11 protein-coding genes and 2 pseudogenes are annotated in these 11,426 nt (G+C 67.7%); 8 read left to right on the top strand and 5 right to left on the bottom strand.

Translation table 11 applies throughout. The features are described from left to right. Positions 1-15 precede the first annotated feature (15 nt). Positions 16-953 (top strand): annotated as a pseudogene (locus AB0L95_RS21920) (SDR family NAD(P)-dependent oxidoreductase); the annotation flags it as partial. Between the two features lie 322 nt (positions 954-1,275). Further along, a complete protein-coding gene (locus tag AB0L95_RS21925) occupies positions 1,276-2,664 on the top strand; it encodes an MFS transporter (protein ID WP_365163653.1) in 1,389 nt (462 codons plus the stop codon). A 194-nt stretch (positions 2,665-2,858) separates the two neighbouring features. On the opposite strand, the gene AB0L95_RS21930 is transcribed toward AB0L95_RS21925, so the two are convergent. Next, complete coding sequence (locus AB0L95_RS21930) at positions 2,859-3,317, bottom strand: maleylpyruvate isomerase family mycothiol-dependent enzyme (protein WP_365163656.1); 459 nt, start codon at positions 3,315-3,317, stop codon at positions 2,859-2,861. Positions 3,318-3,469: 152 nt separating this feature from the next. On the opposite strand from AB0L95_RS21930, the gene istA reads away from it, so the two are divergent. From istA to AB0L95_RS21945, 3 genes are all read left to right on the top strand, one after another. Next, positions 3,470-5,107 (top strand): IS21 family transposase, encoded by a 1,638-nt coding sequence (gene istA / locus AB0L95_RS21935; protein ID WP_365163658.1) that lies wholly within the window; start codon positions 3,470-3,472, stop codon positions 5,105-5,107. Next, positions 5,104-5,928, top strand: coding sequence for an IS21-like element helper ATPase IstB (gene istB / locus AB0L95_RS21940; RefSeq protein ID WP_365163661.1), 825 nt, complete (start codon positions 5,104-5,106; stop codon positions 5,926-5,928). Before istA ends, istB begins: the two co-directional genes overlap by 4 nt. Positions 5,929-6,032: 104 nt before the next feature. Continuing rightward, positions 6,033-6,773, top strand: coding sequence for a methyltransferase domain-containing protein (locus AB0L95_RS21945; RefSeq protein ID WP_365163663.1), 741 nt, complete (start codon positions 6,033-6,035; stop codon positions 6,771-6,773). Positions 6,774-7,036: 263 nt separating this feature from the next. Here the strand turns inward: AB0L95_RS21945 and AB0L95_RS21950 are convergent, their stop codons facing one another. Next, the gene (locus AB0L95_RS21950) at positions 7,037-7,567 is read right to left on the bottom strand and encodes a maleylpyruvate isomerase N-terminal domain-containing protein (protein WP_365163665.1); all 531 of its coding nucleotides are present in this window, start codon (positions 7,565-7,567) and stop codon (positions 7,037-7,039) included. 287 nt (positions 7,568-7,854) lie between these two features. On the opposite strand from AB0L95_RS21950, the pseudogene AB0L95_RS21955 reads away from it, so the two are divergent. Next, positions 7,855-8,214: pseudogene (locus AB0L95_RS21955) on the top strand (transposase); the annotation flags it as partial. A gap of 148 nt (positions 8,215-8,362) precedes the next feature. Here the strand turns inward: AB0L95_RS21955 and AB0L95_RS21960 are convergent. Both AB0L95_RS21960 and AB0L95_RS21965 read right to left on the bottom strand, forming a co-directional pair. Further along, complete coding sequence (locus tag AB0L95_RS21960) at positions 8,363-8,812, bottom strand: MarR family transcriptional regulator (protein WP_365163667.1); 450 nt, start codon at positions 8,810-8,812, stop codon at positions 8,363-8,365. A 118-nt stretch (positions 8,813-8,930) separates the two neighbouring features. After that, positions 8,931-9,497, bottom strand: a complete 567-nt coding sequence (locus AB0L95_RS21965) for a helix-turn-helix domain-containing protein (RefSeq protein WP_365163669.1) — start codon at positions 9,495-9,497, stop codon at positions 8,931-8,933. A gap of 120 nt (positions 9,498-9,617) precedes the next feature. On the opposite strand from AB0L95_RS21965, the gene AB0L95_RS21970 reads away from it, so the two are divergent. Together AB0L95_RS21970 and AB0L95_RS21975 are read left to right on the top strand one after the other, a co-directional pair. Continuing rightward, the gene (locus AB0L95_RS21970) at positions 9,618-10,448 is read left to right on the top strand and encodes an SDR family oxidoreductase (RefSeq protein ID WP_365163672.1); all 831 of its coding nucleotides are present in this window, start codon (positions 9,618-9,620) and stop codon (positions 10,446-10,448) included. Positions 10,449-10,496: 48 nt separating this feature from the next. Next, positions 10,497-11,084: a cysteine hydrolase gene (locus tag AB0L95_RS21975; protein WP_365163674.1), complete on the top strand. Its 588-nt coding sequence runs from the start codon at positions 10,497-10,499 to the stop codon at positions 11,082-11,084. On the opposite strand, the gene AB0L95_RS21980 is transcribed toward AB0L95_RS21975, so the two are convergent. Beyond that, complete coding sequence (locus tag AB0L95_RS21980) at positions 10,996-11,340, bottom strand: NUDIX domain-containing protein (RefSeq protein WP_365163677.1); 345 nt, start codon at positions 11,338-11,340, stop codon at positions 10,996-10,998. The genes AB0L95_RS21975 and AB0L95_RS21980 overlap by 89 nt on opposite strands. Between the last annotated feature and the right edge of the window lie 86 nt (positions 11,341-11,426).

Here is an 11,426-nt window from a genome sequence, read left to right on the forward strand (position 1 = left end):
GTCAGGAGACCCCTCATGTCCGTACCCCAGGCGCCCCACACGTTCGGGGCGCACACCACCGCCGTCGACCTCATTGACGGCGTCGACCTGCACGGCCGTCGGGCCGTGGTGACCGGAGCCAGTTCCGGAATCGGCGTGGAGACGGCCCGGGCGCTTGCCGTCGCCGGTGCCGACGTCACCCTGGCCGTGCGGAACACCGACACGGGGCCCGCGTCGCAGCGAGCCTGGAGGCCGAACTCCCGCGCGCATCAGGCGAACTGACCGTCGGACGGCTCGGCCTGGCGGACCGGTCGACGGTCGATTCGTTCGTGGCCGACTGGTCCGGCCCGCTGCACATCCTGGTCAACAACGCGGGCGTGATGGCCTTCCCGGAACTCACCCGCACCCCTGACGGCCGTGAGATGCGGTTCGCCGTCAATCACCTGGGCCACTTCGCACTCGTCGTCGGTCTCCACTCGGCACTCGCGGCGGCGGACGGCGCACGCATCGTCTCGGTCGCCTCGATCGGCCACCTCTTCTCGCCGGTCGTCTTCGACGACCTCGACTATCGCTTCCGCCCGTACGACCCCGGGACCTCCTGCGGGCAGTCGAAGACCGCCGACATCCTGTTCGCCGTCGGCGCCGCCGAGCGATGGGCCGACGACGGCATCACCGCCAACGCGTTGATGCCGGGCAACATCGCCGACACGTCCCTGGCCCGGCACATGGACCCAGAGCAACTGGCCGGCTTCATCGGCACAACCGGACTGGCACTGCCCCCTGGGAAGACCATCGAGCAGGGCGCCGCCACCTCGGTGCTGCTGGCCGTCTCGCCGACCGTCGAAGGCATGACCGGCCGCTGCTTCGAAGACTGTGCTCAGGCCCAGGCGGTCACTGAACGAGCCGGTGCCATCGCCGGTGTGGCGCCGTATGCCCTGGACCGGGAGAACGCCGCCCGGCTGTGGGCCGTGTCCGAAACCTGTGCGGGAAAGCGTGAGGCCACCCGTAGTCGTCGGGCTCGGGAAAAGAGCTCCCCACCAGTCACGCCGAGCGTCGTTCATGGGTGCGTGACTTGTCCGGAATGTCGTAACGCCAATCGAGCGCTCCTCGGCATAGGCAGGCTGCCTGCTAATATTGTCAGGCAGCCTGCCTAAAATTCCTGGCGTGGGTTCTCCTTGAGGGCCGACCGCCGGGACACGCATGAGGGAGTCGCGAATGAAGGTCACAGGCGGTGCTGACCCGGCGGGTCAGTACAGGACGAGTAGCGCAGACGGGAAGCCCTTCGGTGCGCGCTTCGTGACACCGCTGTATGTGGGCGCCGCACTGAACCCGGTGAACAGTTCCATGATCGCGACGGCCTTGGTGCCTATCGCCGCGGCGATGCACATAGCCGTCGGTCAGACCGCGGTCCTGATCTCGACCCTGTACCTGACCAGCGCCATAGCGCAGCCCGCCGCCGGACGGCTCGCCGAGGAATTCGGCGCGCGGCGGGTGTTTCTGGTCGGCACCCTCACCGTGTTCGCTGCGGGAATCCTGGGCGGCTTCGCTTGGGGCATGGCCCCCTTGATCGTTGCCCGCGTCCTGATAGGTGCCGGCACGTCGGCCTGCTACCCGTCGGCGATGCTGCTGATCCGTCGGCGCGCTGCGACAGCGGGGTTGAAGGAGCCGCCCAGCAGTGTTCTCGGTGGCCTGGCGGTTGCCGGTGCGGCCACCGTGGCGATCGGCCCGGCAGTAGGCGGCCTTCTCGTCGGGTGGTTTGGCTGGCGGACCGCGTTCCTGATCAACGCTCCCGTTGCACTGCTGGCTTTGGTGATGGCTCTGGGGTGGATCGGCAAGGACCCCGCCCGTGAGCGGGAGCGTTCCCTGCGCACGATGGCCCAGCGTCTCGACCTGCTGGGCATGGTCGTCTTCGCCGGTACCCTGATCACACTTCTGATCTTCCTCAACGACTTGCAGCAGCCCAGTTGGACCCTCCTGGTCGTGACAGTCGTGCTGGCGGGCGCGCTCGTTGCCTGGGAGCTCAGGGCGGTCAACCCGTTCCTGGACGTCCGCCTGTTGGCCTCAAACCTCGCTTTGACCAGCACCTACCTGCGCAACGGCCTGACCCTGCTGGGTACGTACGTGATTCTCTACGGACTCACCCAGTGGCTTGAGGCCGCTCGCGGCCTGCCCAGCTTCCAGGCCGGTCTGGTCCTCATCCCGATGGGCGCCCTGTCGGCCGTCACAGCACGAATCGCCTCGCGCCGCAGCGGGGTCCGAGCCTGGCTCATCGCTTCCGCGGCTTTGTTGCTGGTGGGCGCCGTCGCCACCTTGCCTCTGAGCACCGGGACGCCGATCATCGCCCTCGTTGCTGTCACCGCTCTGTTCGGACTCACGTCGGGGGCGAGCACCGTGGCGAACCAGACCGTCCTGTACCGGGAGGCCCCGGCCGAGACCATCGGCACGGCCTCAGGGCTACTGCGCACCTTCGGATACGTCGGCTCCATCGCCTCAGCGGCCATCACCGGTATCGCCTTCCGCGACCGTGTCGACGACACCGGCCTGCACCACATCTCATGGGCTCTTGTCGTCATCGGCGCCATCGTCCTTTGCATGACGGTTTTCGACCGACGTCTGGGCGACGCCCCCCGCAAGGAACCCGCTGACCAGGAGCCGCGAGAGCGCACGCGTACCAACACGCCCTAGGACATGATCGGCATGACCACGCCCTTTCAGCTCAGAGCCTGTCGGGTGGCCAGCTGATTACGCCGAGCATGGGCCGCTGACGGCCTCGGAGTTGTCGCACTGGCACACACCACGTGATCGGGACCGTCGCCGTGTCCGGAGGGCAGATCGCAACCGTCACGCGTCTCGCATGGCCCAGGCACCACGACACGCTTTCAGAGGAAGACGCGCGCCACCTCCAGCCACTTCTGGGCGTCCTCGCCGGTCGCCGTCATGTTGGTCTCGGACCAGGGGCGACGCCGGGTGACACACAGGCAGAAGTCGATGGCGCCGCCCTGTACCCGTTGCACGGCAGCCTCGGGGCCCCACACCCAGGTCCGTCCGTCAGGTGCTGTCAGCTCGACGCGGAAGGGGTCCGCCGGCTCAGGCAGTCCGACGGCGGCGAAGGACAGCGCCCGTCCCCACACCCCCAGCGACGCCACGTGCTGCAGTCGATCCGTCGGGCGGTGTGCCACGCCCACAGCATCGAAGACGTCCTGCCCGTGTGCCCAGGTTTCCATCAGACGAAGGGGCGCCATCAGGGCCGGGGTCACCTTCGACATGTACCAGGGTGTCTGTGACAGGTTCCAGTGGCTCCACTCCGGCAGGGTGGTCTGGCCCCAGTTGATCGACATTTGATTTGGCCCCACCTGTCCCGCTGAGAGACGACATGCCCACCTGCGAGTGAATGACGTGAGCTGTCTGCCCGATCCCGACAGGGTGTGTCCGTCGTTCACGGTCATGTCGGAGGCCGTGCTGTTGGTCATGGCCGTGTCGGGAGGCCGAGGTGCGTCTGTCGCGTGTCGAGCTGTTCGAAAACATCCGTCGGGACAGGCGTCTCGACCCGCTGGTCTCGCAGAGGGCACTGGCTGCGAAGTACGGCGTCCACCGCCGCACGGTCCGGCAGGCGATCGCGTCGGCGATCCCGCCGCCGCGCAAGGCGGTGAGGCGGAAGTTCCGGGTCCTGGACCCGGCCGCCGAGTGGATCGACGCGATGCTGCGGGAAGACCTGAATGCCCCGCGCAAGCAGAAGCACACCGTCGAGCGGATCCAGAAACGCCTGGCGGAGGAACACGACTTCGACCGGGTTTCCTACTCCACACTGCGGGACTACGTCCGCAAACGCCGCCCGGAGATCGCGGCGGAGGACCGTGACGGCCGCCGGCATCTGGACGGCATGGTGCCGCAGGCTCATCTTCCTGGTGAGGAAGCCGAGGTGGACTTCGCGGATGTGTGGGTGCGGGTCGCCGGTGAGGCGGTCAAGTGCCACCTGTTCACGCTGCGGTTGTCCTACTCGGGCAAGGCGGTGCATCGGGTGTTCGCCTCGCAGGCCCAGGAGTCGTTCATGGAGGGCCATGCGGAGGCTTTCCGGGTGCTGGGCGGGGTCCCGACCAGGCACATCCGGTACGACAACCTCAAGCCCGCCGTCCGGCAGGTCTGCACCGGCCGGAACCGGGTGGAATCCGAGCGGTGGACCACCTTCCGGTCGCACTACGGGTTCGACGCCTTCTACTGCATGCCCGGTCAGGAAGGCGCCCATGAGAAGGGTGGGGTCGAGCAGGAGGGCGGGCGTTTCCGCAGGTCACATCTGGTTCCCGTTCCGGATGTCGCCTCGCTGGAGGAGCTGAACGCGCGGCTCGCCGTGATCGATGAGGCCGAGGACGAGCGGATGCTGCGGGGCAAGCTGACGACGATCGGCTTCAACTTCCGCATCGAGGCCGACGAGCTGGCGCCGCTGCCGGCCGAGGACTTCGAGTGCGGCCTGACCCTGACGCCGAAGGTCGACCGGACCAGCCGGATCAGCGTCCGCCAGTGCTACTACTCGGTGCCCGCCCGCTTCATCGGAGAGCGCGTACGGGTTCTGCTGCGGGGCAACGAGCTGCTGGTCTTCGAGCGGCGGGACATCGTCGCCCGCCACCCGCGGCTGACCAGACGGCACGGATACCGCGACGTGCTTGACCACTACCTGGAGATTCTGCTGGTCAAGCCCGGTGCCATGGCCGGGTCGACCGCGCTGGCCACTGCCCGGCCGGAGGGCACGTTCACGGCCGTCCACGAGGCGTTCTGGGCCTCCGCTCTCAAGACCCATGGGGATGCCGAGGGCACCCGCGTGTTGATCGAGGTGTTGCTGCTGCACCGGCGGATGCCCGCCGAAGCGGTCCAGGTCGGCATGGCCGCCGCCTTGAAGGCCGGTTCCACCAGCCCGGACGTGGTGGCCATCGAGGCCCGAAAGGCCGAGTCCGCCGCCCGGGACCCCGAGCCGGAGGACGACGAGAACGATCCTCCGCCCTGGGCACAGGAGCACGTCGGGCGGGTGCTGTCACTGCCCCAACGACGGGCCGCTCTGCCTGAGGACAGGCGTCCACCGCCGTCGGTGGACCGCTATGACCAGTTGCTGACCCGCCAGCCGAAAGGTTCCGCATGACCGACACCACCGCCCTGTTCGACGTCGGTGAGCGCATTCCGCAGCCCCGCAAGGACGCCTCCGCGGCCGGGGCCGTCGAGACCGTGATCGACGAAGCCTGCCGGACTCTGCACCTGCCCACGATCCGGTCCCGCTTCGAGGACATCGCCGCCACCGCGCTGAAGGAGCGGGCCAGCTACAAGGACTTCCTGGCCGACCTGCTGGAAGCCGAGTGTCTCCAGCGCGAGGAACGCAAGAAGACCCGGCTGGTCAGGGAAGCTGGCTTCCCCCGCCCCAAGCGACTGGAGGACTTCGAGTTCGACAAGAATCCCAACGTCACGCCCGAGCAGGTGAACACCCTGGCCGACCCGGCCTGGGTGAAGGCCGGCCTGCCTCTCTGCCTGATCGGCGACTCCGGCACCGGCAAGTCACACCTGCTGATCGGCATCGGCACGGCGATCGCCGAGGCCGGGATGCGCGTCCGATACACGACCACCGCGAACCTCGTGAACGAGCTCGCCGAAGCGGCCGACGAGAAGAAGCTCGGCCGCACCCTGGCCCGCTACGGGCGCGTCGACCTGCTGTGTCTGGACGAGTTCGGCTACCTCGACCTGGACAAGGCCGGCGCGAAGCTGCTGTTCCAGGTGTTCACCGAGCGAGAGGAACGACGCGCGATCGCCATCGCCTCGAACGCCCCGTTCTCGGAGTGGAAGCAGACCTTCACCGACCCCCGGCTCTGCGCGGCCATCGTGGACCGGGTCACCTTCAACGCGCACATCGTCGAGACCGGCACCGACTCCTTCCGCCTGGCCCAGACCCAGAAGAGACGCCGCCAAGGCTGACGGAACCTGTCGAAAGGGGGCTCCATGGTGCGCGAGCGCGCGTCCGTCCCGGGAAGAGGCACCAGTTCGAGAGCGCGTCTTGGCGGAGCGACATACTGTCCGCTGTGACGACTTACGAGAACATTGGTGCAACTTACAGCACTACGCGACGGCCGGATCCTCGGATCGCCGCCCGGATCCATGGAGCCCTTGGCAATGTTGCCTCGGTGATCAACGTGGGAGCCGGCACCGGCTCCTACGAGCCGCCGCAGACAGTTCTTGCCGTCGAGCCCAGCGCCACGATGATTGCCCAGCGGCCTGCGGATTCAGCACGGGCATTACAGGCAGCGGCAGAGTCCATACCGATCGCGGACGACTCCGCCGACGCAGCGATGGCAGTCCTGACGGTGCACCACTGGAATGACCTCGAGGCCGGCATCCGGGAACTTCGACGGATCGCCAGGCAGCGCATCGTCATCTTCACCTGGGATCAGGACATCAATCGAAAGTTCTGGCTCCTTGATGAGTACCTGCCCGAGGCTGCGGCGTTCGACGAGGAGCGTGCCGTCGCGATCGACCAGCTGACAGAACTCCTGGGAGGTGCCCGCATCGAGACCGTCCCGATCCCGCATGACTGCTCCGACGGGTTCGGCGCTGCGTACTGGAGACGGCCCGAGGCCTATCTCGATCCGGCCGTGCGGGCGGGCATGTCCCACCTCGCCCTCGTCGGGGAGGAAACCCTGCACGCCGGTCTGGCCCGGCTTTCCGACGACCTGGTCTCCGGGCGGTGGCAGAAGAGCCATGCCGACCTGCTTGATCAAGAAACCCTTGACGTCGGATACCGGCTCCTCATCGCCGACCTCTAGTCAATCCGCCCAGCCGTCCGACCCACACGATCACGCACGGAGGCCGGCGCCCCTCAGGGGCGCCGGCCTCCGCCATGCCGAGCCCGCCCGTTCTCCGCCGGCCGAGCCAATGCCCGTCCTCGTCGTCCACCGCGGATCGGAGAATCCAGCGGTCCCGGATCGAACACGGGTCGAGATCCGCGGAGCCGTCGAGCCTGTCGGGGGCCCGGGGTCCGTGTCGGATCCGATGCCTTTCACGCTACCGCCCCAACCCACTCTCGAGGCTAGGGAACCCACCCGATCGGGGTGGGGCCAAAACAACTTGTCGGAGCGAGGTTGACGACCCCGCCCAGTCCTCGTCCAACCCCCAGTGGAGCCAACATCGATGTCGGAGTGGGGCCAACAGAACCTGCCACAAACAACCAGGGGAATGCGTGGTCCCATGGCGTGTCGCGCAGTGCCGCCGCCAGTTCCGTTCGACCGGCCCGCCACTCGTCCAGAAGTACCGACCGCGGTTTGGCCGCTCCCGCGGCGGCGGCCTTGTCTGCATACCCGCTGCCTTCGGCTTCCGCCCGCCCGAGCTCGGCGCCGAACGCGTCCGGAGTGCGTAAGGCGCTGAGTGCGTTCGCGTCCGCCCACGCGAGGTGGGCTATCTGGTGGGCGACCGTCCAGCCCGGTGCCGGTGTCGGTACGGACCAGTCGTCCACTGCCCTGACCAGGACGTCGAGCTCGTCACCCTCAGCCACCAGCGCGGACAGGACACCGGCGTCATCTACATCGGGGACGGCGAGGTTGTAGTTCAACATGTCCGCCATGGTGCCACTCCTTCCTGACCAACCGCGGAGACGAAGTGTGCGGGCAGACTCCGATGTCGCCGGAGTCTGCCCACTCGGTGGTGGGGCTCGTGGCACCACGGGACCACCGTGCTTCCTCGACGGCGGCGCAGCGCGTGTCGGGCTGGCTGGTCATGCGAGACGCGTGACGGTGGCGATCTGCTCTCCAGGCACGGCGACGGCCCCGGAATGATCACGTGGTGTGTGCCAGTGCGACAACTCCGAGGCCGTCAGCGGCCCGTGCTGTCCGTCCAGCCTGAGATGAGATGTGGGAGGTCATCCGGCCGCTCCTTCCCGTGCGTAACCTGCGGAAGGGCGGCGGGGTGCGTAAGTACGGAGACCGATTGGTGCTCGACCCGATCTTCTACGTACTGCGCTCGGGCTGCCAGTGGCGGATGCTCCCGCGCGACCTGATGCCCTGGGATGCGGCGCACCGCTGGTTCACCAAGCGGCGCCGGGACGGCAGCTGGGACCGCATGCACGATGAACTGCGCCGCCGGCTCCGGATCGGGGCCGGACGCGACCCTGAGCCGTCGGCCGCCGTGATCGACGCCCAGTCGATCAAGACCAGCGAGGGCGGCGAGGCGCGTGGATGCGATGCCGGGAAGCGAACGACAGGGCGGAAGAGAGGACAGGCTCTCAGCCTGAGGCCCTGGCTGCGGTCCCCGGGGACGTACTGTCGCACGTGCAGGCAGGGCTGTCCCGGGCCCGCTCGCGCGACGTCCGCGTCGGGTCGCCTGTCCCGCAGACTGCCTTCGGCCGGTCAGCGCAGGCCCTTCATGAGGCGCCGTCGGCGATCCGGTTCATGAGCGCGGCAGCCTTGAGCAAAGTGTTGCGTTCATCCGCCTTGAGTTGGGTTCTCAGCGCCGCCTCGAGCCAGGCTTCGCGGGCCGCCGGCATCGTCTCGACCAGCGCCCGCCCATGGGCTGTCGCGTGGATGAGCGTCTTCCGCCCGTCGGTGGGATCTTGGCTGGCAGTCACCAGTCCGTCGGCGCGCAGGGCCGAGAGCGTCTCAGCCATCGACTGGCGACGCACATGTTCCGCCGCTGCCAGGGCACTTACGGTGGTGGGCCCTTCGGTGATCACTCGCGCCAAGGTGTTGATCTGTGACCAGGTCCATCGCATTTCCTCAGGCGCGGACTCGGAACGCAGCCGGGCGCGCAGGCGAGTCATCGCCTTCATCAACTCGGCGGCGATCTCTGCTTCCGGTGTTGCTGCGCTACCCACCCGGCAAGAGTAGCCAGTGAGCAGGCCGCCTGGCATTTCGCACATGAACGCCGACGTTCAGCGCACACCCCGTCATTCGGCCGACGAGCGCGGGTTTCGTGGCGAAGCCGACGGTGCACTACTCGGTCGATGGGCGCGCCTGGAGCAGGCAGCGTTCGAGCCGCTGCAGAAAGCCGTCGAAGGACTCGTCTTCGGGCCAGGTCTGGTAGGCCGTGTTGATAGCGGCCAGTGCGAGGTTCACCTGCAGGGTCACGGTCAACCGGTCGGACTGGGTGGTACGGGAGAACACCCACTCCCTGAGGTCGGCGAAGAACTGCTCGCCGAAGCTCTGGGCGGTCTGCGCGAAGGCCGGCGACTCCGCTTTGAGGCGGCGTTGCAGCGGCATGCGGTCACGCAGGCTTGTGCACCACCCGGTCAGGATCGCAGTCAGCGCATCCCACAACGGCTCGTCCGCCGGGCGCTCGTGCATCGCCTGCTGCCAGTCTCGCCGCTCCTCGGGGTCGGGGTCGAGGACCGCGGCCTCCTTGCTGGCGAAGTAGTTGAAGAAGGTGGCGCGTGACACATTCGCCGCGGCGGCGATCTGCTCGACCGTCGTTGCGTCGTAGCCCTGTTCCGCGAGCAGCCCCAGTGCGGCGTTCCGGACGGCGCGCCAGGTCGCCAGCTTCTTGCGTTCCCGCAGGTTCATGGTTCTTCGTTCCTCCCTTCGGGTCATCGTACGTCCCGCCCCACGATTCCTGGACGAGTCTCTTTTTGGACGAGTCTATGTTTCGGGGGTACGGTGGCGACAGACCCGGAGGGAGAAATCATGAGCAAGGTCTGGTTCATCACCGGCACGTCGCGTGGCATCGGCCGCGCGTTCGCCGAGTCCGCCCTGGAGCGCGGCGACAAGGTCGCCGCAACCGCCCGAGACATCGCCACCCTGGACGATCTGGTAGCCAAGTACGACGACGCGATCCTGCCGCTGCGGCTCGATGTCACCGACAAGGCCGCAGTCGACACCGCCGTCATGACCGCGCACGAGAAGTTCGGCCGCCTGGACGTCGTGGTCAACAACGCCGGCTACGGTCTGTTCGGCACGATCGAGGAGACCTCGCAGGAACAGGCGCGCGCGCAGATGGAGACGAACTTCTTCGGCGCGCTGTGGGTGACGCAGGCCATCCTGCCGATCCTGCGCTCTCAGGACAGCGGCCACATCATCCAGATTTCGTCGGTCGGCGGCATCGCTGCGTTCCCGACCATCGGCGTCTACAACGCGTCCAAGTGGGCCCTCGAGGCGCTGAGCGAGTCCCTCTCGCACGAGCTCACCATCGCGGGCACGGGCATCAAGATCACTATCGTGGAGCCGGGCGGCTTCACCACCGACTGGGCCGGCTCGTCCGCAAAGCACGCCGAGCGGATCCCCGCGTACGACACGGTCCGTGAGGCCATCGCGGCTCAGATGGGTGATGCCCGTTACGCCGACCCGAGCGACGCGGGCGCCGCCCTGCTGCAGATCGTCGACGCGGAGAACCCGCCGCTACGGGTGTTCTTCGGCACGGACGGCCTGGAGATCGCCAAGAACGTCTACGCGGACCGCCTGAAGACCTGGGACGACTGGGCGCACGTCTCCCAGCGTGCGCAGGGCGTTCAGCAGTAAGCCCCACCCGCTCCCGCAGTGACGAACCCCGACAAAGGAGAACCACCCATGACCACCCCCGTGCTCGATCCCAAGCGGACCGCGCTGCTGGCGATGGACTTCCAGAACGGCATCGTCCAGACCATCACCGAGCCGGACGCCCTGGTGGAACGGGTCAAGGGTGCGATAGCCGACGTTCGTGCCGCCGGTGGCGTCATCGGATACGTCCGCGTCGCCTTCACCGAGGACGACTGGGGCACGATTCCCGAGCGGAACAAGACCTTCAGCGCGGTCGCCGCCGCACGGTTGATGCACCACGAGGACCAGTCGACTCAGATCGACGAGCGCATCGCCCCGGCCGACGGTGACATCGTCGTCCGCAAGGTCCGCTTCGGCGGCATCTCTACCACCGACCTGCTTGAGCAGTTGGACGCCCGCGGCATCGACACCCTGGTCCTTTCCGGGATCAGCACCAGTGGTGTCGTCCTGTCCACGCTCATGGACGCGGCCGACCGCGACTACCACGTGTACGTCCTCACCGACGGCGTCGCCGACCACGACCCAGAGGTCAACCGCGTCCTGGTGGAGAAGGTGTTCCCCTCCCGGGCCCACCTCGTCGACACCACCGCATTGCGCGAACTCCTGCGTGCCGCCTGAGCGACATGCCCCCACCAGCGGGCCGGACATCTCGACCACGTGCCCGGCCCGCCTCGATCATGCCGCCGGCATCGCAGCCGCCACTGACATCGGCAGATCCGCCAGGGAAACGCTCTTCAGCTGCTGGACCCAGGCACCAAATGCCGGCGCAACTTGAACTTGAGCGCACCGGCACATGCACGCCCAGCTCTTCGGACAGCTCACGGGCCGCCGCTTCCTCATACGACTCACCCACGTCCAAGGCGCCGCCGACCATCACGCCTACGCGTCGGTCAGGCTCGAAGCGGGGATGTCGATTGTGTCGTTCGCGAAGTGGCTCGGTCGCTCTGACCCCGCCTTCAC

The organism is Streptomyces sp. NPDC052036 (assembly GCF_040680495.1).
Lineage (GTDB): Bacteria > Actinomycetota > Actinomycetes > Streptomycetales > Streptomycetaceae > Streptomyces.

Coding starts and splice junctions, on each gene's coding strand:
- AB0L95_RS21930 (WP_365163656.1), bottom strand. CDS start 3,317: ATGTCGATCAACTGGGGCCAGACCACCCTGCCGGAGTGGAGCCACTGG.
- istB (WP_365163661.1), top strand. CDS start 5,104: ATGACCGACACCACCGCCCTGTTCGACGTCGGTGAGCGCATTCCGCAG.
- AB0L95_RS21950 (WP_365163665.1), bottom strand. CDS start 7,567: ATGGCGGACATGTTGAACTACAACCTCGCCGTCCCCGATGTAGATGAC.
- AB0L95_RS21965 (WP_365163669.1), bottom strand. CDS start 9,497: ATGAACCTGCGGGAACGCAAGAAGCTGGCGACCTGGCGCGCCGTCCGG.
- AB0L95_RS21970 (WP_365163672.1), top strand. CDS start 9,618: ATGAGCAAGGTCTGGTTCATCACCGGCACGTCGCGTGGCATCGGCCGC.
- AB0L95_RS21975 (WP_365163674.1), top strand. CDS start 10,497: ATGACCACCCCCGTGCTCGATCCCAAGCGGACCGCGCTGCTGGCGATG.
- AB0L95_RS21980 (WP_365163677.1), bottom strand. CDS start 11,340: ATGGTCGGCGGCGCCTTGGACGTGGGTGAGTCGTATGAGGAAGCGGCG.